20 protein-coding genes, 1 pseudogene and 1 other annotated feature are annotated in these 20,841 nt (G+C 55.1%); of the genes and pseudogenes, 13 read left to right on the top strand and 8 right to left on the bottom strand.

Going from position 1 to position 20,841, the window contains the following annotated elements; translation table 11 throughout:
* Positions 1 to 10: 10 nt before the first annotated feature.
* From mnmE to AC0XWG_RS06975, 6 genes and pseudogenes are all read right to left on the bottom strand, one after another.
* Positions 11 to 1,375 carry a tRNA uridine-5-carboxymethylaminomethyl(34) synthesis GTPase MnmE gene (mnmE, locus tag AC0XWG_RS07000; protein WP_128348467.1) on the bottom strand — a complete coding sequence of 455 codons (1,365 nt, stop codon included), beginning with the start codon at positions 1,373 to 1,375 and terminating at the stop codon, positions 11 to 13.
* 72 nt (positions 1,376 to 1,447) lie between these two features.
* Positions 1,448 to 3,091, bottom strand: a complete 1,644-nt coding sequence (yidC, locus tag AC0XWG_RS06995) for a membrane protein insertase YidC (RefSeq protein WP_028017778.1) — start codon at positions 3,089 to 3,091, stop codon at positions 1,448 to 1,450.
* 2 nt (positions 3,092 to 3,093) lie between these two features.
* Positions 3,094 to 3,351, bottom strand: coding sequence for a membrane protein insertion efficiency factor YidD (gene yidD / locus AC0XWG_RS06990; RefSeq protein WP_001307474.1), 258 nt, complete (start codon positions 3,349 to 3,351; stop codon positions 3,094 to 3,096).
* Complete coding sequence (rnpA, locus tag AC0XWG_RS06985; RefSeq protein WP_024907873.1) at positions 3,315 to 3,674, bottom strand: ribonuclease P protein component; 360 nt, start codon at positions 3,672 to 3,674, stop codon at positions 3,315 to 3,317. Before rnpA ends, yidD begins: the two co-directional genes overlap by 37 nt.
* A 16-nt stretch (positions 3,675 to 3,690) precedes the next feature.
* On the bottom strand, positions 3,691 to 3,831 hold the full coding sequence (gene rpmH / locus AC0XWG_RS06980) for a 50S ribosomal protein L34 (protein ID WP_000831330.1): 141 nt from the start codon (positions 3,829 to 3,831) through the stop codon (positions 3,691 to 3,693).
* Between the two features lie 228 nt (positions 3,832 to 4,059).
* Positions 4,060 to 4,110: pseudogene (locus tag AC0XWG_RS06975) on the bottom strand (hypothetical protein); the annotation flags it as partial.
* A gap of 321 nt (positions 4,111 to 4,431) precedes the next feature.
* Between AC0XWG_RS06975 and dnaA the strand changes: the two are divergent.
* The 4 genes from dnaA to gyrB are packed head-to-tail and all read left to right on the top strand — an operon-like array spanning position 4,432 to position 10,444.
* Positions 4,432 to 5,826, top strand: a complete 1,395-nt coding sequence (dnaA, locus tag AC0XWG_RS06970; protein WP_010426558.1) for a chromosomal replication initiator protein DnaA — start codon at positions 4,432 to 4,434, stop codon at positions 5,824 to 5,826.
* Between the two features lie 4 nt (positions 5,827 to 5,830).
* A complete protein-coding gene (dnaN, locus tag AC0XWG_RS06965; RefSeq protein ID WP_008500170.1) occupies positions 5,831 to 6,931 on the top strand; it encodes a DNA polymerase III subunit beta in 1,101 nt (366 codons plus the stop codon).
* On the top strand, positions 6,931 to 8,004 hold the full coding sequence (recF, locus tag AC0XWG_RS06960) for a DNA replication/repair protein RecF (RefSeq protein WP_049007086.1): 1,074 nt from the start codon (positions 6,931 to 6,933) through the stop codon (positions 8,002 to 8,004). The genes dnaN and recF overlap by 1 nt, the downstream gene beginning before the upstream one ends.
* A gap of 28 nt (positions 8,005 to 8,032) precedes the next feature.
* Positions 8,033 to 10,444 (top strand): DNA topoisomerase (ATP-hydrolyzing) subunit B, encoded by a 2,412-nt coding sequence (gene gyrB / locus AC0XWG_RS06955; RefSeq protein WP_028017779.1) that lies wholly within the window; start codon positions 8,033 to 8,035, stop codon positions 10,442 to 10,444.
* A gap of 32 nt (positions 10,445 to 10,476) precedes the next feature.
* Here the strand turns inward: gyrB and AC0XWG_RS06950 are convergent, their stop codons facing one another.
* A complete protein-coding gene (locus AC0XWG_RS06950; RefSeq protein WP_128348468.1) occupies positions 10,477 to 11,412 on the bottom strand; it encodes a LysR family transcriptional regulator in 936 nt (311 codons plus the stop codon).
* A gap of 110 nt (positions 11,413 to 11,522) precedes the next feature.
* Between AC0XWG_RS06950 and AC0XWG_RS06945 the strand changes: the two genes are divergently transcribed.
* The 8 genes from AC0XWG_RS06945 (at position 11,523) to AC0XWG_RS06910 (ending at position 19,705) form a co-directional block, all read left to right on the top strand.
* Positions 11,523 to 12,548, top strand: a complete 1,026-nt coding sequence (locus AC0XWG_RS06945; RefSeq protein WP_128348469.1) for a zinc-dependent alcohol dehydrogenase family protein — start codon at positions 11,523 to 11,525, stop codon at positions 12,546 to 12,548.
* A 115-nt stretch (positions 12,549 to 12,663) separates the two neighbouring features.
* Positions 12,664 to 13,476, top strand: a complete 813-nt coding sequence (yidA, locus tag AC0XWG_RS06940) for a sugar-phosphatase (RefSeq protein WP_108089285.1) — start codon at positions 12,664 to 12,666, stop codon at positions 13,474 to 13,476.
* A gap of 225 nt (positions 13,477 to 13,701) precedes the next feature.
* Positions 13,702 to 14,391, top strand: coding sequence for a D-galactonate utilization transcriptional regulator DgoR (gene dgoR / locus AC0XWG_RS06935; protein ID WP_003861109.1), 690 nt, complete (start codon positions 13,702 to 13,704; stop codon positions 14,389 to 14,391).
* Positions 14,388 to 15,266, top strand: a complete 879-nt coding sequence (locus AC0XWG_RS06930; RefSeq protein ID WP_049007077.1) for a 2-dehydro-3-deoxygalactonokinase — start codon at positions 14,388 to 14,390, stop codon at positions 15,264 to 15,266. Before dgoR ends, AC0XWG_RS06930 begins: the two co-directional genes overlap by 4 nt.
* Positions 15,250 to 15,867 (top strand): 2-dehydro-3-deoxy-6-phosphogalactonate aldolase, encoded by a 618-nt coding sequence (locus AC0XWG_RS06925; protein ID WP_128348471.1) that lies wholly within the window; start codon positions 15,250 to 15,252, stop codon positions 15,865 to 15,867. The genes AC0XWG_RS06930 and AC0XWG_RS06925 overlap by 17 nt, the downstream gene beginning before the upstream one ends.
* Complete coding sequence (gene dgoD / locus AC0XWG_RS06920; protein WP_028017785.1) at positions 15,864 to 17,012, top strand: galactonate dehydratase; 1,149 nt, start codon at positions 15,864 to 15,866, stop codon at positions 17,010 to 17,012. Before AC0XWG_RS06925 ends, dgoD begins: the two co-directional genes overlap by 4 nt.
* A 74-nt stretch (positions 17,013 to 17,086) precedes the next feature.
* Positions 17,087 to 18,424 carry an MFS transporter gene (locus tag AC0XWG_RS06915; protein WP_475680499.1) on the top strand — a complete coding sequence of 446 codons (1,338 nt, stop codon included), beginning with the start codon at positions 17,087 to 17,089 and terminating at the stop codon, positions 18,422 to 18,424.
* Positions 18,425 to 18,475: 51 nt separating this feature from the next.
* Complete coding sequence (locus AC0XWG_RS06910) at positions 18,476 to 19,705, top strand: YidR family protein (protein WP_176691050.1); 1,230 nt, start codon at positions 18,476 to 18,478, stop codon at positions 19,703 to 19,705.
* Here AC0XWG_RS06910 and AC0XWG_RS06905 read toward each other — a convergent pair.
* Entirely contained in the window at positions 19,702 to 20,034 is a 333-nt protein-coding gene (locus AC0XWG_RS06905; RefSeq protein WP_028017788.1) for a YceK/YidQ family lipoprotein, read from the bottom strand. The genes AC0XWG_RS06910 and AC0XWG_RS06905 overlap by 4 nt on opposite strands.
* Positions 20,035 to 20,281: 247 nt before the next feature.
* Positions 20,282 to 20,354: a sequence feature (ROSE (Repression Of Heat Shock gene Expression) occurs in the 5'-region of heat shock genes and acts as an RNA thermometer to modulate expression.), on the top strand.
* Here AC0XWG_RS06905 and ibpA point away from each other — a divergent pair.
* Positions 20,348 to 20,758, top strand: a complete 411-nt coding sequence (gene ibpA / locus AC0XWG_RS06900) for a small heat shock chaperone IbpA (protein ID WP_008500162.1) — start codon at positions 20,348 to 20,350, stop codon at positions 20,756 to 20,758. (Overlaps the previous feature by 7 nt.)
* The last annotated feature ends 83 nt before the right edge of the window (positions 20,759 to 20,841 follow it).

Below are 20,841 nucleotides of genomic sequence, written 5' to 3'. Positions count from 1 at the left end.
TTCGTGGGTATTACTTACCAATACAGAAGCTTGAGAAGATCCTTCCCAGCAGATCGTCCGACGTAAACTCCCCGGTGATCTCACTCAGATTCTGCTGTGCCAGACGCAGCTCTTCCGCCAGCAGTTCACCCGCCCACGCACCGATCAGCTGCGCTTTGCCCTGGTCAAGATGGCGTGCCGCCTCTTCCAGCGCCTGCAGGTGACGACGACGCGCCAGGAAGCCACCTTCCATGCTGGTGTCAAAGCCCATGCTCTGCTTGAGATGGTTACGCAGGTCGTCAACGCCTTCACCGGTACGCGCCGACAGGCGGATCAGTGAGTGACCATTCACATCGCTGATTCCCAGCGTTTCGCCAGTCACATCTGCTTTATTTCGCACCACGGTGATAGGCAGCTTCGCCGGCAGACGGGCAATAAAGTCTGGCCAGATCTCAGCCGGGTCAACAGCGTCGGTGGTTGTGCCGTCCACCATAAACAGCACGCGGTCGGCCTGCTCGATCTCCTGCCAGGCGCGTTCGATACCGATGCGCTCGACTTCGTCGCTGGCATCGCGCAGACCGGCGGTATCAATGATATGCAGCGGCATCCCGTCGATATGGATATGCTCGCGCAGTACGTCGCGGGTGGTGCCGGCAATGTCGGTCACGATCGCCGCTTCACGGCCCGCCAGGGCGTTCAAAAGGCTCGATTTCCCGGCATTAGGACGTCCGGCAATCACCACCTTCATCCCTTCCCGCAGCAGGCTACCCTGACGCGCTTCGGCACGTACCGCGTCGAGATCGTTCATCACCTGGTTGAGCTGGGCTTCGATTTTACCGTCAGAGAGGAAGTCGATCTCCTCATCCGGGAAATCGATAGCCGCTTCCACGTAGATCCTGAGGTGAGTAAGTGCTTCCACAAGGTGATTCACGCGCGCGGAGAATGCCCCTTGCAGCGAGTTCAGAGCGGAGCGAGCAGCCTGTTCAGAACTGGCGTCGATCAGGTCCGCTATCGCCTCGGCTTGCGCCAGGTCGAGCTTATCGTTCAGGAAAGCACGTTCAGAGAACTCGCCTGGCTTCGCAATACGCAGGCCCGGCAAGGTTAGAATACGTTTTAACAGCAGATCGAGGATAATCGGGCCGCCATGGCCCTGCAGCTCCAGCACGTCTTCACCGGTAAAAGAGTTTGGGCCTGGAAACCACAGCGCAATGCCCTGGTCCAGCGGCGTGCCGTCGGTATCTTTAAACGGCAGGTAATCAGCGTAGCGGGGTTTTGGCAGTTTACCCAGTACCGCTTCGGCGACCTCGCGCGCCTTCAGGCCGGAGATACGCAGAATGCCTACACCACCGCGTCCCGGTGGGGTTGCCTGGGCGACGATAGTGTCGTTATGGCTCATGGTTGGTCTCGTTCAATACAAATAAAAAAGGCGGTCAATCGACCGCCCTTATTTTAGCGTTAACTTACCGAATCAGGACTTTTTCTTTTCGCGGCTATGCAGGCCACGTTTTTCCAGACCACGGTAAATCAGCTGCTGCTGGATGATGGTCACCAGGTTGCTGACGATATAGTACAGCACCAGACCTGACGGGAACCACAGGAAGAACACGGTGAAGATGACCGGCATAAAGGTCATGATCTTCTGCTGCATCGGGTCGGTCACCGTGGTCGGCGACATCTTCTGGATGAAGAACATCGTCACGCCCATCAGGATCGGCAGGATGTAGTACGGGTCCTGTGCAGACAGGTCATGGATCCACAACGCGAACGGCGCATGGCGCAGCTCAACGGAACCCATCAGCATGTAGTACAGCGCAAGGAAGATTGGCATCTGAATCAGCAGTGGGAAGCAACCACCCAGTGGGTTTACTTTCTCTGCTTTATACAGGGCCATCATCTCCTGGCTCTGACGCTGTTTGTCATCGCCCAGACGCTCACGCATGGCCTGAATCTTCGGCTGCAGCATGCGCATCTTCGCCATGGAGGTGTACTGCGCTTTAGTCAGCGGGTACATGATGCCACGAACGATGAAGGTGATAACGATGATGGAGAAGCCCCAGTTACCCAGGAAGCTGTGGATGAACTTCAGCAGCTTAAACAGCGGCTGGGAGATGAACCACAACCAACCGTAATCTACGGTCAGGTCCAGGTGTGGCGCAACGGCGGCCATTTTGTCCTGGATTTCCGGGCCGACCCACAGGGTGCTTGCCATTTTACCGGTTTGACCCGGCTGAACCAGAACTGGCTGAGATTTGTAGCCGATGGCTGCAAGACCGTTACCCAGGTTCGCGGTGTAGAAGTTGTTGGTACCGTCGTTATTAGGCACCCACGCAGTGGCGAAATACTGCTGCAGCATTGCCACCCAACCGCCTTTAGCGCTGACGTTCAGGTTTTCGTTATCGGCAATGGTGTCGAATTTGTATTTCTCATACTTCGCGTCAGGCGTGGAGTACGCCGCGCCACGGAAGGTATGCAGCGCAAAGTTGCTGCTTCCGGTGTCACGGTGAGACGGCAGATTGATGGACTGCTTCAGCTGGCCAAAGGTCGACAGTTCCAGTGGTTTCGCACTGGCGTTCTGTACGGTGTAGCCCACGTTCACCGCATACTCACCGCGTTTCAGGGTGAAGGTTTTTGTGAAGGTGTTGCCTGCGGCGTCGGTATACGTCATCGGGATAACGAGTTCGTTCTGACCATCAGCCAGTACAAAGGTGTCGTTCTCGACGTTATACAGTGGACGCGCACCGTTAGCCGGGTTATCCGGGCCATCACGACCGGTCAGGCCGCTCTGCGCCTGGTAGATAAACTCAGGCGTGGTTTCCAGTAACTGGAACGGTTCGTTAGACTTCAGCTCTTTCGGGTAGGTCAACAGCAGCGCCTGCTCAACATCACCACCACGGGTGTTAATAGTCAGCTCAAGCACATCGGTCTTAACCGTAATCTGTTTCCCCTGGCCACTGGCCGGTACGCCCTGGTCGGCGGCGCTACCCGCTGCGGTGGTCGTGGTCTGCGTGGTCTGCTGCTGGGGTTGAGGATTTTTATCCTGCTCCCATGCCTGCCAGATCATGAAAGACACGAACAACAAAGCGATGATAAGAAGATTGCGTTGCGAATCCATCGTTAGTGTTCTCTGGTATCAAAGGGTCCTGGAGGGACGGGGTCGTCTCCACCGGGGTGTAAAGGGTGGCATTTTAATACGCGTTTCACCGTCAACCAACTGCCTTTTATCACTCCAAACCTGCGCAATGCCTCAATTCCGTAGCTTGAGCACGTTGGTGTGAAACGGCAATGTGGCCCGAGTAGCGGACTAATCAGGCGTTGATAGACCCGAATGAGGGCTATCAGGACCCGTGAGCCAGGCGACAGTGGCGGCGCCATAATTTTTCCAACGCTTCCGAGAGAGCACGGTTATCGAGGTCGGCAACCCCCTTTTTAGCCACCACCACGAAATCCATCGAAGGCAGTTCGTGCTGACGTAAACGGAAGCTTTCACGCGTCAGACGTTTAATCCGATTGCGTTCATGCGCTCGCTTAACATTTTTCTTGGCGACTGTGAGACCGATGCGGGGATGCCCCAGCGAATTTTGGCGGCCGAGGATGGTGATTTGCGGCGTGCCAGCCCGTTGTGGCTGCTGGAAGACGAAAGTGAAATGAGCGGGAGTTAACAAACGTAACTCCCTGGGAAATGCTAGCTTAACCACTCAGGGGTTAGCTTTATTACTTGGAAACGGTCAGACGAGCGCGGCCTTTAGCACGACGACGTGCCAGAACCTGACGACCATTTTTAGTAGCCATACGAGCACGGAAGCCGTGAGAACGGTTGCGCTTCAGTACAGACGGTTGAAAAGTGCGTTTCATGGCGATTTCTACCTAAACTTGAATAAATTCACTGACTTTTGCGTATACCCGAACGAATTTCGAACGACTAACGCCTCAGCGTGGGTGATTAAAGAGGCCGGATTGTAATAATTGTACACTCCGGAGTCAATTCTCTTTCCTTATTTCCCGCGTATTTCCGCACGTTTTCGCGTGGAAAATGAGCAACGGACGACGCAGGAAGATGAGCATCACGCGCCGGGTCGAGGATTATACGGGCTCGTCGACAAAGCGCAAGGATCGTCCCGGATCTTCGTTAGATCATTTAAGCAATAAATTGTCTGTGCTCATTAATTTTTCCAATATGCGGGCTAAATCGTGGGGCACTTGTGCCAGGATCGTTTACACTTACCCGGTTTCAGATCGTCCTGTGGATAAATCGGGAAGAATCTGTGAGAAACAGAAGATCTCTGGCTCAGTTTAGGCTATGATCCGCGGTCCCGATCGGGATCCCAGGATCCTGGTCAGGATTAAATTGCAGATAGCAATTCGCACATCCCCCTATGCACAGGGTCATGTCGATGTGCGCCAACAATCATGAATATTCAATAGTTTTCTTTTATTGTTCGAGTGGAGTCCGCCGTGTCACTTTCGCTTTGGCAGCAGTGTCTTGCCCGATTGCAGGATGAGTTACCAGCCACAGAATTCAGTATGTGGATCCGCCCGTTGCAGGCGGAACTGAGCGATAACACGCTGGCTTTGTATGCGCCAAACCGTTTTGTGCTCGATTGGGTAAGGGATAAGTACCTCAATAACATCAATGGACTGCTGAACGATTTCTGCGGGTCAGATGCCCCACAGCTGCGCTTTGAAGTGGGCACAAAGCCGGTCACCCAAACCGTTCGTGAAACCGTGAACGTAGCAGCGCCTGCTCAGGCTGCTCCTGCTCCGGCCCCTCGCGTCGCACCCGCTCGTCAGGGCTGGGATAATGTTCCTGCACCTGCTGAGCCAACCTACCGCTCTAACGTTAACGTTAAACACACGTTCGATAACTTCGTTGAAGGTAAGTCGAACCAGTTAGCGCGCGCGGCGGCTCGTCAGGTTGCGGATAACCCCGGAGGTGCCTACAACCCACTGTTCCTTTATGGCGGCACGGGTTTAGGTAAAACGCACCTTCTGCATGCAGTGGGTAACGGCATTATGGCGCGCAAGCCGAATGCGAAAGTGGTGTATATGCACTCCGAGCGCTTCGTTCAGGACATGGTAAAAGCCCTGCAAAACAACGCGATCGAAGAGTTTAAACGCTATTATCGTTCCGTTGACGCCCTGCTGATCGATGACATTCAATTCTTTGCTAATAAAGAACGATCGCAGGAAGAGTTTTTCCACACCTTCAATGCGCTGCTGGAAGGCAATCAACAGATCATTTTGACCTCGGATCGTTATCCAAAAGAGATCAACGGTGTCGAAGATCGTCTGAAATCCCGCTTTGGCTGGGGCCTGACTGTGGCGATCGAGCCACCGGAACTGGAAACCCGCGTTGCGATCCTGATGAAGAAAGCCGATGAAAACGACATTCGCCTGCCGGGTGAAGTGGCGTTCTTCATTGCCAAGCGTCTGCGCTCCAACGTGCGTGAGCTGGAAGGGGCACTGAACCGTGTTATTGCTAATGCCAACTTTACCGGCCGTGCGATCACGATCGATTTTGTGCGTGAAGCGCTGCGCGATTTGCTGGCATTGCAGGAAAAATTAGTCACCATCGACAATATTCAAAAGACGGTGGCTGAGTACTACAAGATCAAAGTGGCAGATTTACTGTCTAAACGTCGTTCCCGCTCGGTGGCGCGTCCGCGTCAGATGGCGATGGCGCTGGCAAAGGAGTTAACCAACCACAGTCTGCCGGAAATCGGGGATGCGTTTGGTGGCCGTGACCATACGACCGTGCTGCACGCTTGTCGCAAGATTGAGCAGTTACGTGAAGAAAGCCACGACATAAAAGAAGATTTTTCCAATTTAATCAGAACATTATCATCGTGACGCTATGAAATTTACTGTTGAACGTGAACATTTATTAAAACCGCTGCAACAGGTGAGTGGCCCATTAGGTGGCCGCCCAACGCTGCCTATTCTCGGAAACCTGCTGCTTCAGGTCGCGGACGGTACGCTGTCGCTGACCGGCACAGACCTGGAAATGGAAATGATCGCGCGCGTTACGCTGACTCAGCCACACGACGCGGGTGCGACCACGGTTCCGGCACGTAAATTCTTTGATATTTGCCGTGGGTTGCCGGAAGGCGCTGAAATCGCCGTGCAGCTGGAGGGCGACCGCATGCTGGTGCGCTCTGGCCGCAGCCGTTTCTCGCTTTCCACGCTGCCTGCTGCGGACTTCCCGAACCTGGACGACTGGCAAAGTGAAGTTGAATTCACCCTGCCACAGGCGACGATGAAGCGTCTGATCGAAGCCACGCAGTTTTCTATGGCGCATCAGGACGTTCGATACTACTTAAACGGCATGCTGTTCGAAACCGAAGGTGAAGAGCTGCGTACCGTGGCGACCGACGGCCACCGTCTGGCGGTCTGTTCCATGCCAATTGGCGACTCACTGCCAAACCATTCGGTGATCGTGCCACGTAAAGGCGTGATTGAGCTGATGCGTATGCTCGACGGTGGTGATACCCCGCTGCGCGTGCAGATCGGCAGCAACAACATTCGCGCTCATGTCGGTGATTTTGTCTTCACCTCGAAGCTGGTTGACGGTCGTTTCCCGGATTATCGCCGCGTATTGCCGAAGAACCCGGACAAAACGCTGGAAGCGGGTTGCGATAGCCTCAAGCAGGCGTTTGCCCGTGCCGCCATTCTCTCTAACGAGAAATTCCGCGGTGTGCGCCTGTATGTGAGTGAAAACCAGATCAAAATCACCGCTAACAACCCGGAGCAGGAAGAAGCAGAAGAAATTCTGGACGTCACCTACGCCGGAGCTGAGATGGAAATCGGCTTTAACGTCAGCTACGTGCTGGATGTGCTGAATGCACTGAAATGCGAGAACGTGCGCATCCTGCTGACCGATTCCGTTTCAAGCGTACAGATTGAAGATGCCGCATCGCAGTCGGCTGCCTATGTTGTCATGCCAATGAGACTGTAATGTCGCTCACCCGTCTGTTGATCCGCGACTTTCGCAATATTGAAAGCGCGGATCTTGCTTTATCCCCGGGCTTTAACTTCCTGGTTGGCGCGAACGGCAGCGGCAAAACCAGCGTGCTGGAAGCCATCTATACGCTCGGCCACGGCCGGGCGTTTCGCAGTTTGCAAATCGGTCGCGTTATCCGCCACGAACAAGAGTCCTTCGTTCTGCACGGGCGTTTACAGGGTGAGGAGCGGGAAACCGCCATCGGCCTGACCAAAGACAAGCAGGGCGACAGCAAGGTTCGTATCGACGGGACCGACGGCCATAAAGTTGCCGAGCTTGCGCTGTTAATGCCCATGCAGCTGATTACGCCGGAGGGGTTTACTTTACTCAACGGCGGCCCCAAATACAGAAGAGCGTTCCTTGACTGGGGATGCTTTCACAACGAAGCCGGTTTCTTTAATGCCTGGAGCAACCTGAAGCGTCTGCTTAAGCAGCGTAACGCTGCACTGCGCCAGGTCACCCGTTACGCCCAGCTGCGTCCGTGGGACATGGAGTTAATCCCTCTCGCGGAACAAATCAGCCGCTGGCGTGCCGAATACAGCGCAGGTATTGCCGAAGATATGGCGGATACCTGCAAACAGTTTTTACCTGAGTTCTCTCTCTCCTTCTCCTTCCAGCGCGGCTGGGAGAAAGAGACGGATTATGCCGAGGTGTTAGAGAGAAACTTCGAGCGTGATCGCATGTTGACCTACACCGCGCATGGCCCGCACAAGGCGGATTTCCGCATTCGTGCCGACGGTGCGCCGGTGGAAGACACGCTGTCGCGCGGGCAGCTTAAGCTCCTGATGTGCGCGTTACGCCTGGCACAGGGGGAATTTCTCACCCGCGAGAGTGGAAGACGCTGCCTGTACCTGATAGATGATTTTGCCTCGGAACTTGACGACGCGCGGCGTGGGCTGCTTGCCAGCCGCTTAAAAGCCACGCAGTCGCAGGTTTTCGTCAGCGCCATTAGCGCTGAACACGTTATGGACATGTCGGACGAAAATTCGAAGATGTTTACCGTGGAAAAGGGTAAAATAACGGATTAACCCAAGTTGAAATGAGCGAGAAACGTTGATGTCGAATTCTTATGACTCCTCCAGTATCAAAGTCCTGAAAGGGCTGGATGCGGTGCGTAAGCGCCCGGGTATGTATATCGGCGACACGGATGACGGCACCGGTCTGCACCACATGGTATTCGAGGTGGTAGATAACGCTATCGACGAAGCGCTCGCGGGTCACTGTAAAGACATCGTGGTCACGATCCATGCGGATAACTCCGTCTCCGTCACCGATGATGGTCGTGGCATCCCAACCGGTATCCACCCGGAGGAAGGCGTGTCCGCTGCGGAAGTTATCATGACTGTGCTGCACGCAGGCGGTAAGTTCGATGATAACTCCTATAAAGTTTCCGGCGGTCTGCACGGCGTAGGTGTCTCCGTGGTTAACGCCCTTTCGCAGAAGCTGGAGCTGGTTATTCAGCGCGAAGGCAAAATTCACCGCCAGCTGTATACCCACGGCGTGCCGCAGGCACCGCTGGCCGTCACTGGCGATACCGACAAAACCGGTACCATGGTGCGCTTCTGGCCAAGCCTGGAAACCTTCACTAACGTCACCGAATTCGAGTACGACATCCTGGCGAAACGCCTGCGTGAACTGTCGTTCCTGAACTCTGGCGTCTCTATTCGTCTGCGTGATAAACGCGACAACAAAGAAGACCACTTCCATTACGAAGGTGGTATCAAGGCGTTCGTTGAGTACCTGAACAAGAACAAAACGCCAATTCATCCAAATATCTTCTACTTCTCCACCGAAAAAGACGGTATCGGCGTAGAAGTGGCGTTGCAGTGGAACGATGGTTTCCAGGAAAACATCTACTGCTTCACCAACAACATTCCACAGCGTGACGGCGGTACTCACCTTGCAGGCTTCCGTGCGGCGATGACCCGTACTTTGAACGCCTACATGGACAAAGAAGGCTACAGCAAAAAAGCGAAAGTCAGCGCCACCGGTGACGATGCCCGTGAAGGCCTGATTGCTGTGGTTTCCGTGAAGGTGCCGGATCCGAAGTTCTCCTCACAGACCAAAGACAAACTGGTTTCTTCTGAGGTGAAATCGGCGGTTGAACAGCAGATGAACGAACTGCTGAGCGACTACCTGCAGGAAAACCCGTCTGACGCGAAAATCGTTGTCGGCAAAATTATTGATGCGGCACGTGCCCGTGAAGCGGCGCGTAAAGCCCGTGAAATGACCCGTCGTAAAGGCGCACTGGACTTAGCAGGCCTGCCAGGCAAACTGGCTGACTGTCAGGAACGTGACCCGGCGCTGTCTGAACTGTACCTTGTGGAAGGGGACTCCGCGGGCGGTTCTGCGAAGCAGGGCCGTAACCGTAAGAACCAGGCTATCCTGCCGTTGAAGGGGAAAATCCTCAACGTTGAGAAAGCACGCTTCGACAAAATGCTCTCTTCTCAGGAAGTGGCGACGCTTATCACCGCGCTGGGCTGCGGCATTGGCCGTGATGAGTACAACCCGGACAAACTGCGCTATCACAGCATCATCATCATGACCGATGCGGACGTCGACGGCTCGCACATCCGTACGCTGCTGTTGACCTTCTTCTATCGTCAGATGCCGGAAATCGTTGAACGTGGCCACGTCTACATTGCACAGCCACCGCTGTACAAAGTGAAGAAAGGCAAACAGGAACAGTACATCAAAGATGATGACGCGATGGATCAGTACCAAATCGCCATCGCCCTTGATGGTGCGACTCTGCACGCCAACTCCAGCGCACCAGCGCTGGCAGGTGAGCCGCTGGAACGCCTGGTGTCTGAGTTCAACGCCACGCAGAAAATGATTGGGCGTATGGAGCGCCGTTATCCGAAAGCGCTGCTGAAGGAGCTGGTTTATCAGCCAACGCTGACCGAAGCTGACCTGAGCGATGAACAAACCGTGACCCGCTGGGTGAATACCCTGGTAAGCGAGCTGAACGAGAAAGAACAGCACGGTAGCCAGTGGAAATTCGATGTTCAGCAGAACGCCGCTCAACAGTTCGAGCCGATTGTTCGCGTGCGTACCCATGGTGTCGACACTGACTATCCGCTGGAGCACGAATTTGTTACTGGCCCAGAATACCGCCGTATTTGCACGCTGGGTGAGAAGCTGCGCGGTCTGATCGAGGACGATGCGTTTATCGAACGTGGCGACCGTCGTCAGCCGGTAGCCAGCTTCGAACAGGCGCTGGACTGGCTGGTGAAAGAGTCCCGTCGCGGTCTGTCTATCCAGCGTTATAAAGGTCTGGGTGAAATGAACCCGGATCAGCTGTGGGAAACCACTATGGATCCGGAAAGCCGCCGCATGCTGCGCGTGACCGTTAAAGACGCGATTGCTGCTGACCAGCTGTTCACTACCCTGATGGGCGATGCGGTTGAACCACGTCGTGCCTTCATCGAAGAGAACGCCCTGAAAGCGGCTAATATCGATATTTAATGCCGTAATACTGCAAAACACAGGCCGCGCTTTTAGCGCGGCTTTTTTGTAGGTGTGGGCAGATCCAGCGACATCACGGACGGTAAACGGCTCGCCAGCGTATCGATAGCAATTCTTACCCTTAGCGGCAGATGCGGCGTCTGCTGCCAGACCGCGTGAACGTCGAAACGCACATCCGGTGCCTGCTTTAAGAGCGGGATGAGTTTTCCCTGATGAATTTCTTTGCTGACCATCCAGCAGGGTAGCCATGCAATGCCGTGTCCGGCCAGCGCAGCGTCGCAGATCGCCTGCAAATCATCCATATTGAGTGATGACCGGGGAATAAATGTGCGCGGCGTTCCGTCGTTGTCCATCAGTTGCCAGGGGAGCACTCTGCCTGCGCGCAGATAGTTAATGGCCGTATGCAGGGGTAAATCATCAACGCTTTGTGGCTGGCCTTTCTTAAGCAGATAATCCGGCGCGGCGCACAGCACCATGCGGTGCTCCCCCAGTCTTCTGGCAACCAGCACGCTGCTGTCCTGAAGCACGCCGTTACGCACCGCCATATCAAACCCTTCCTCGACAAGATCCACCACGCGGTCACTGAATGACATTTCCAGTTCAAGTCCGGGGTGTTCCTGCGCCAGTTCAATCAACAGCGGGGCGACGCACTGGCGACCAAACAGCACCGGCATGGCAACACGCAGGCGGCCACTGACCTGCTGTTTCCCTGTTTCAAGCAGTGATTCTGCACCGCGAATTTCCTCCAGCGCGCGCAGACAGCGCTCATAAAAAAGCGCGCCGTTATCGGTCAGGCTCTGGCTGCGGGTGGTGCGCTGGAAGAGACGAACGCCCAGTCGCTCTTCGAGGCGAGCGATACTTTTCCCTACCGCCGAGCGCGATAAATGCAGGCGAGTTGCGGCCTGAGCAAAGCTCCCCGCCTCAACGGCGGCCACAAAAACAGGAATATCCTTCAGTGTATCGGTCATGAATTGTATCCATTGTGGCGACAATAAAGAGAAAACTTATCGCCACTGGTGATGGTGAGTCAACGGTAGACTGTGAGTCCTGAAACTCATTTGATGGCTGGAGAAATACAATGGCAGAGACAATGCAACGCTGGTCGATGAATGCCCTCGGGCGTGAAAACCTCAGACTCATTCAGGAACCTGTTCCACAACCTGGTCCAGGTGAAGTGCGCGTGCGGGTGAATGCCGTTGCGCTCAACTACCGCGATAAAATGGTGATTGAAGGCAACATGCCGATTTCACGTTCCTTCCCGTTCACACCGGCGTCTGACATGGCGGGCGTGGTGGACAGCATTGGCGAAGGTGTGACACGTTTCAAACCCGGCGCTCGCGTCATCTCAACCTTCTTCCCTGAGTGGATCGACGGCAAGCCGCAGGCGGACGCGCGCAATTTGCCCTATAGAACGTCCGGTGGATACTTCCAGGGGATGCTGGCTGAATATGTGATTGTGAATGCAGACTGGCTGGTGGCCGCCCCGGAAACTCTGGATGACGCAGAGGCCAGCACCCTACCCTGCGCAGGGCTTACCGCATGGTTTGCGCTGGTGGAACGCGGCCAGTTACGCGCCGGGCAATCGGTGCTGGTACAGGGGACGGGCGGCGTAGCGATATTCGCCCTGCAAATTGCAAAAGCACACGGAGCAGAGGTTTTTGTCACGTCCGGGAGTGATGAAAAACTGGCACTGGCCAAAAAACTCGGGGCTGACAAAGGGATCAACAGGCTGAAAGGAGACTGGGCTGAAGCCATTCTGGCGCTGACTCAGGATCGCGGTATCGACCATATTATCGAAACCGTAGGGGGTGAAAACCTGAAGCATTCCCTGCGCGCCGTTGCCGTTCATGGACGTATCTCGGTTATCGGCGTTCTGGCCGGGACCGAAATTTCACTCCCAGCTGGCGAGCTGTTGCTGAAATCTCCGGTTATTCAGGGGATTGGCGTTGGGCATCGTCGGGCGCTGGAGGATTTCGTTCAGGCTGTCGATGTAACCGGATTAAAACCTGTGATTGAGCATCGCTACCGTTTTGACGAGCTTGAACAGGCGCTTGAGCACCTCGATCGCGGTGCGTTTGGCAAAATAGTCCTCACCCGCGAGTGAATTGTCGTTCCCCGGGATAAGCCTGAAAAGGGGTGATCTGGTTGCGCAATCTAGCTCTATTTTTGTGTGCTTAATCGCGTTAGCATGGGTTGCATTCATTTATTCCGGGGACCTCATGGCTATCAAACTCATTGCAATCGATATGGACGGCACACTGCTGCTGCCAGACCACACCATCTCTCCAGCCGTTAAAAACGCAATTGCCGCGGCACGCGCAAAGGGCGTGAATGTGGTACTGACCACTGGCCGTCCGTATGCCGGTGTGCACAGCTACCTGAAAGAGCTGCACATGAATCAGCCGGGCGATTACTGCATTACTTATAACGGCGCGCTGGTGCAGAAAGCTGCGGATGGCAGTACGGTTGCGCAAACCGCGCTGAGCTATGATGACTACCTGTTCCTCGAAAAGCTGTCCCGCGAAGTGGGTTCTCACTTCCACGCACTCGATCGCAATACGCTCTATACCGCCAACCGCGATATCAGCTACTACACCGTACATGAGTCCTTCGTTGCGACCATTCCGCTGGTGTTCTGTGAAGCCGAGAAAATGGACCCGGCGACGCAGTTCCTGAAAGTGATGATGATCGACGAGCCTGAGATCCTGGATAAAGCGATTGCGCGCATCCCTGCCGAGGTGAAAGAGAAATACACCGTGCTGAAAAGCGCGCCGTACTTCCTCGAAATTCTCGATAAACGCGTGAATAAAGGTACCGGTGTTAAATCACTGGCCGATGCGCTGGGCATCAAACCTGAGGAGATCATGGCCCTGGGCGATCAGGAAAACGACATCGCGATGATTGAATACGCGGGTATGGGCGTGGCAATGGACAACGCGATCCCGTCGGTAAAAGAAGTGGCCAATTTTGTCACCAAATCCAACCTGGAAGACGGCGTGGCGTACGCCATTGAGAAATTTGTCCTGCGGTAACAGCAACCAAAATCATCAGCCTCGGTTATCAACCGGGGCTTTTTTTTGCGCTGAATTTATTGGATTGTTCTTTTTGTGATCTTGATTGTAGTACAACACATGTTGATTGTACTACATTATCATCAGGACAAAGATGAAAGGACTCACGTTTGTACTGCAAAAGTGAGGCGAAATTCGGCGGACACGGTAAAGTAGTGATGGACATACAGAGCACAAGGACTCTCCATGACGCTTAACAAAACCGATCGCATTGTCATCACGCTGGGCACTCAAATTGTGGGGGGCAAATACGTCCCGGGTTCGCCGCTCCCTGCTGAGGCCGAGCTGTGTGAGGAGTTTGAAACCTCGCGCAACATCATCCGGGAAGTGTTCCGCTCGCTGATGGCGAAGCGGCTGATTGAAATGAAACGCTATCGCGGCGCGTTTGTTGCTCCTCGCAACCAGTGGAACTACCTCGATACCGACGTATTGCAGTGGGTTCTGGAAAACGACTACGACCCACGGCTGATTGGCGCGATGAGTGAAGTCCGAAACCTGGTGGAACCGGCCATCGCCCGCTGGGCGGCGGAGCGCGCAACCTCCGGCGATTTGGCCCAGATTGAGTCGGCTTTAAACGACATGATCGCCAATAACCAGAACCGGGAGGCGTTCAACGAGGCGGACATTCGCTATCACGAGGCGGTGCTGCAGTCGGTGCATAACCCGGTGTTACAGCAGCTTAGCGTGGCGATCAGCTCGCTACAGCGAGCGGTATTTGAACGAACCTGGATGGGCGATGAGGCCAACATGCCAAAAACGCTCCAGGAACATAAAGCGTTGTTCGATGCGATAAGGCATCAGGACGGCGATGCGGCAGAGCAGGCGGCCCTCACGATGATCGCCAGCTCGACACGAAGGTTGAAGGAAATCACATGACATCTCGCTACATCGCAATTGACTGGGGATCGACCAACCTGCGCGCCTGGCTTTACCAGGATGGGCAGTGCCTGGAGAGCAGGCAATCAGAGGCAGGCATCACACGCCTGAACGGTAAATCCCCCGAGGCGGTGTTAGCAGAGGTGACGCAAAACTGGCGCGATGGCGCCACGCCGGTGGTAATGGCGGGCATGGTCGGCAGCAACGTGGGCTGGAAAATCGCCCCTTACCTGCCGGTTCCTGCGCATTTCTCTGCCATTGGCGAGCAGTTAACGTCCGTTGATGACAATGTCTGGATTATTCCCGGCCTGTGCGTCTCTCGCGACGATAACCACAACGTGATGCGCGGCGAAGAGACGCAACTTCTTGGCGCGCGCACGCTTTCTCCTTCTTCTGTTTACGTTATGCCCGGTACGCACTGCAAGTGGGTGCAGGCCGATGCTGAGCAAATCCATGATTTTCGCACCGTAATGACCGGCGAACTGCACCATTTGCTGCTGACGCTTTCGCTGGTGGGGGCGGGGTTGCCAGCGCAAGAGACGTCGCCCGCAGCGTTTACCGCCGGGCTTGAGCGTGGTCTCGCATCACCTGATGTTCTGCCGAAACTCTTCGAAGTTCGCGCCTCGCACGTGCTGGGAAATCTCCCGCGCGAGCAGGTTAGCGAATTTCTCTCAGGCCTGCTGATTGGCGCAGAAGTCGCGACCATGCGCGATTTTGTCCCGACCGGACAGGCAATCACGATTGTTGCCGGAAGCGCGTTAACGTCGCGCTATCAGCAGGCATTTCACGCTATTGGGCGTGATGTGGCGGCGATCTCCGGCGATACGGCATTTCAGGCAGGAATAAGGAGCATCGCTCATGCAGTGGCAAACTGATCTTCCCCTTATCGCGATTTTGCGCGGCATTACGCCCGATGAGGCGATCGCGCACGTAGGCGCAGTGATTGACGCCGGGTTCGATGCGGTGGAAATCCCGCTCAACTCTCCGGAGTGGAAAAAAAGTATTCCGGCCGTGGTGGATGCCTTTGGTGATAAGGCACTGATTGGCGCGGGAACCGTGTTACACCCGGAGCAGGTGGATGAGCTGGCGAAAATGGGCTGCAAGCTTATCGTCACGCCCAACATTAATCCTGAAGTGATCCGCCGCGCGGTGAGCTACGGCATGACCGTCTGTCCGGGATGTGCGACAGCTACGGAAGCCTTTACTGCCCTCGATGCGGGCGCGCAGGCGCTCAAAATTTTCCCGTCATCGGCCTTTGGCCCGGACTACATCAAAGCGCTGAAAGCGGTATTACCCACCAGCGTGCCGGTCTTTGCCGTGGGCGGCGTAACGCCAGAAAACCTGGTGCAGTGGATGAAAGCCGGTTGTGTGGGGGCGGGGCTGGGCAGCGATCTCTATCGCGCCGGGCAGTCAGTTGAACAAACCGCGCAGCAGGCGACAGCATTTGTGAAAGCGTATCGAGAGGCAGTGAAATGAAAATTACCAAACTCACCACGTACCGTTTACCCCCGCGCTGGATGTTCCTGAAAATCGAAACCGACGAAGGCGTTGTCGGCTGGGGCGAGCCGGTGATTGAAGGGCGTGCGCGCACCGTTGAAGCGGCAGTGCATGAGCTGGGCGAATACCTGATTGGCCAGGATCCGGCGCGCATTAACGACCTGTGGCAGGTGATGTATCGCGCGGGCTTCTACCGTGGCGGTCCGATCCTGATGAGCGCTATCGCCGGGATCGACCAGGCGCTGTGGGATATCAAAGGTAAAGTCCTGAATGCGCCGGTCTGGCAATTGATGGGCGGCCTGGTGCGCGACAAAATCAAAGCCTACAGCTGGGTGGGCGGCGACCGCCCTGCGGAAGTGATCGACGGCATTAAGCAGTTGCGCAATATCGGTTTTGACACCTTCAAGCTCAACGGCTGTGAAGAGATGGGCGTTATTGATAACTCGCGTGCGGTAGACCGTGCGGTAAATACCGTCGCGCAAATCCGTGAAGCCTTCGGCAACGAGATTGAGTTTGGTCTGGATTTCCACGGCCGCGTCAGTGCGCCAATGGCTAAAGTGCTGATTAAAGAGCTTGAGCCGTATCGTCCGCTGTTTATCGAAGAGCCGGTGCTGGCCGAGCAGGCGGAGTACTATCCGAAACTGGCTGAGCAGACCCATATTCCTATCGCGGCGGGTGAACGTATGTTCTCGCGTTTCGAGTTCAAACGCGTGCTGGAAGCGGGCGGCATTGCCATACTGCAACCCGATCTCTCCCACGCAGGCGGCATCACCGAATGCTACAAAATTGCCGGAATGGCGGAAGCCTACGATGTGGCGCTGGCACCGCACTGTCCGCTTGGGCCGATCGCGCTGGCTGCCTGTCTGCACGTGGACTTTGTCTCCCGCAATGCTGTGTTCCAGGAACAGAGCATGGGCATTCACTATAACAAGGGCGCGGAACTGCTCGACTTTGTGAAAAACAAAGAAGACTTCAGCATGGAAGGTGGTTTCTTTAAACCGTTAACGAAGCCGGGCCTTGGCGTGGATATTGACGAAGCCAAAGTCATTGAGCTCAGCAAAAATGCGCCGGACTGGCGTAATCCACTCTGGCGTCATGAAGACGGTTCCGTAGCCGAGTGGTAGTTCGCCGGATGGCGCTTCGCCACCGGACAAAAACCTTACCTACAAAAAAAATAACCCTCTGTAAATTACAGGGCATGGTGAGCGGCTTCGCTATGCCCAAAATCTGGAGACAGATTGCGATGGATATTCCAGTTACTGCTACAAAAACCGGGCGTCGCCGCTACCTGACGCTGATTATGATCTTTATCACCGTGGTCATTTGCTATGTCGACCGCGCCAACCTTGCCGTGGCATCGGCCCATATTCAGGAAGAGTTTGGCATCACCAAAGCGGAAATGGGCTACGTCTTTTCGGCGTTCGCCTGGCTTTATACGCTGTGTCAGATCCCCGGTGGCTGGTTCCTTGACCGCGTAGGTTCTCGTTTAACCTACTTCATCGCCATTTTCGGCTGGTCCGTGGCGACCCTGTTCCAGGGGTTCGCCACCGGGCTGATGTCGCTAATTGGTCTGCGCGCCATCACCGGGATTTTCGAAGCCCCGGCGTTTCCGACCAACAACCGCATGGTGACCAGCTGGTTCCCGGAACATGAGCGTGCTTCTGCCGTTGGTTTTTACACTTCCGGTCAGTTTGTCGGCCTGGCGTTCCTGACGCCGCTGCTGATCTGGATCCAGGAGCTGCTGAGCTGGCACTGGGTATTTATCGTCACCGGCGGGATCGGCATTATCTGGTCGTTTATCTGGTTCAAGGTTTACCAGCCACCGCGTCTGACTAAAAGCATCACCAAAGCCGAGCTGGACTACATCCGCGACGGCGGTGGTCTGGTAGACGGCGATGCGCCAGCGAAAAAAGAGGCGCGCCAGCCGCTGACCAAAGCGGACTGGAAGCTGGTTTTCCATCGTAAGCTGGTAGGCGTTTATCTGGGTCAGTTCGCGGTTACCTCGACGCTGTGGTTCTTCCTGACCTGGTTCCCTAACTATCTGACGCAGGAAAAGGGGATCACTGCGCTGAAAGCTGGCTTTATGACTACAGTACCGTTCCTTGCGGCATTCTTCGGTGTACTGCTCTCGGGCTGGCTGGCGGATAGACTGGTGAAGAAAGGTGTCTCACTGGGGGTCGCGCGTAAGACGCCGGTTATCTGCGGCCTGCTGATTTCTACCTGCATCATGGGCGCCAACTACACCAACGATCCGGTATGGATTATGACCCTGATGGCGGTGGCGTTCTTCGGCAACGGTTTTGCCTCCATCACCTGGTCACTGGTCTCATCCCTGGCGCCAATGCGCCTGATTGGCCTGACCGGTGGCGTGTTCAACTTTGTCGGTGGGCTCGGCGGCATCACTGTACCGCTGGTCATCGGCTACCTGGCACAGGATTACGGCTTTGGCCCGGCGCTGGTCTATATCTCAGCGGTAGCACTGATCGGTGCGCTCTCCTACATTCTGCTGGTGGGCGATGTGAAACGAGTAGGCTAAATCCCGCTGATGTTTTACCCTGATGCGACAACTGCGCATCAGGGTATCTCCATGAAACAAATCACCTTCGCTTCCCGCCATCACCAGCTGACCAATATCAATACCTGGACGCCGGACAGCCAGTGGCTCGTCTTTGATGTGCGCCCGTCGGGCGCATCGTTCACCGGTGAAACCATTGAGCGAGTCAATGTCAGTACGGGTGAGGTTGAGGTGATTTATCGTGCCACTGACGGCGCGCATGTCGGCGTGGTGACCGTTCATCCCGCTGAAGATAAGTATGTGTTTATCCACGGCCCGAAACACCCGGATGCAGACTGGCACTATGATTTTCACCATCGTCAGGGGGTGATTGCGCATCATGGCCAGGTGAGCAACCTGGATGCGATGGATATCACCGCGCCTTATACCGCAGGCGCGTTGCGCGGCGGCAGCCACGTACACGTCTTCAGCCCGAACGGGCAGCTCGTTAGCTTTACCTATAACGACCACGTCCTGCACGAGCGCGATCCGAAACTTGATTTACGTAACGTGGGTGTTGCCGCACCGTTTGGCCCAGTGAACCCACAGGGGAACCATCCGCGAGAATATGTCGGTGCATACTGGAGCGTGCTGGTGAGCCGCACGACGCCAACACCTCAGCCCGGCAGCGATGACATCAACCGCGCCTATGAAGAGGGCTGGGTGAGTAATGACCGGCTGGCGTTTATTGGCGATACCCTGTCAGTGCAGGGCGAGAAAGTGCCAGAACTGTTTATTGTTGAGTTGCCTGAGAACGAACAGGGCTGGAAGCAGGCTGGCGATGAGCCTTTGCAGGGTACGACAGAGACCCTGCCTGCCCCGCCAGCAGGGGTTAAGCAGCGTCGTCTGACCTTTACGCATCAAAGGGCGTATCCGGGGCTTGTGAACGTGCCGCGTCACTGGGTGCGCTGTAATCCGCAAGGGACGCAGATCGCGTTTCTGATGCGAGATGATAACGGTATTGTGCAGCTGTGGCTGATCTCTCCTGAGGGTGGCGAGACGCGCCAGTTAACCCATACGGAGAGCGGTATTCAGTCAGCGTTTAACTGGCACCCTTCCGGGAACATGCTGGGATTCGTGCTTGAAAATCGGATCGCCTGTTGCGATGCGCAGACTGGTGCGGTGACGTTTTTGACGTCCGATCACGGCAACCCACCTTCAGCAGATGCGGTAGTGTTTTCCCCAGACGGACGTTTTATTGCGTGGATGGAAGAGACAGGCGGTTTCCGTCAGCTTTGGTTAACAGAAACCGCGCAACACTAGCGTGGAGGCAATTCAGCGGGCGGAATAACGGCGTTTGTCGCCAGATTCTCCTGCTCGCTTTTTTCTACCCGTGAGCGCACAGAATTGTCCTTACGAAACATATCCCACGGCAGCAGAAGCGTATCCGCCACAGCCGTAAACGGCATATCCAGGATAACCAGGGATTTGGTGCCCCAGTTTGTATCGTCATCGGAGATCATCGCCGCGCTGGCACGTGTCCCAGGATATGTTCCTTCTTTACCGCCGGTGTGAGACATCACGCTCGAACACCCGCAAAGTAAAACTACCCCGCTGAACGTCGTCAGCTTTATCAGAACATTTTTCATCATCACTCAGTCATCATTAATGGCACTGCAAAGACCTGCAACTCAGGTTTATAGCGAGCCTTAACCAAAATGGATAGCCCGATAACCCCGCACTGTGGCAGCCATCGCAATTTAACCCTTTGTGCTGTTGTCCCAGTCTAAGCGAGATGCAAGAAAGTGCAAAAAAAAGTGCAGCTGTCGTGCTTGAAAAGCCCGGTTCCAGACCCATTTTAAGAATGTAACCACGAAAACGAACACGCCTGATGGGTGTTCGGGGTACTAAGGCCTGTCCATGGTGGAAGGCTACATTTTCTCGCTGATTTCAGGAGTTTTATTTATGCGTAACTTCGATCTTTCTCCGCTATACCGTTCTGCAATTGGTTTTGACCGCCTGTTTAACCATTTAGAAAATAACCAAAGCCAGAGCAACGGCTACCCTCCATACAATGTTGAGCTGGTTGACGAAAACCACTACCGCATCGCGATTGCTGTCGCCGGTTTTGCAGAAAACGAACTGGAGATCACCGCCCAGGACAACCTGCTAGTGGTGAAAGGTTCCCATACGGCCGAGCAGAAAGAACGTACCTACCTTTACCAGGGCATTGCAGAGCGCAACTTTGAACGTAAGTTCCAGTTAGCTGAGAACATTCACGTTAAAGGCGCGAACCTGGTTAACGGCCTGCTGTTTATCGAACTGGAACGTGTGATCCCGGAAGAGAAAAAGCCGCGTCGTATCGAAATTAACTAATTATGCGGGTCGCCTAAGCGGCCCATCCAGAATTGCTTGCCGTAATGGGAGCATATGCGAATCCATCGGGATTTGCAGGAATA

This window comes from Enterobacter sp. DVT3837 (genome assembly GCF_056238685.1).
Note: the sequence above shows the minus strand (reverse complement) of the source record. Positions and strands in the feature narration are given on the sequence as shown.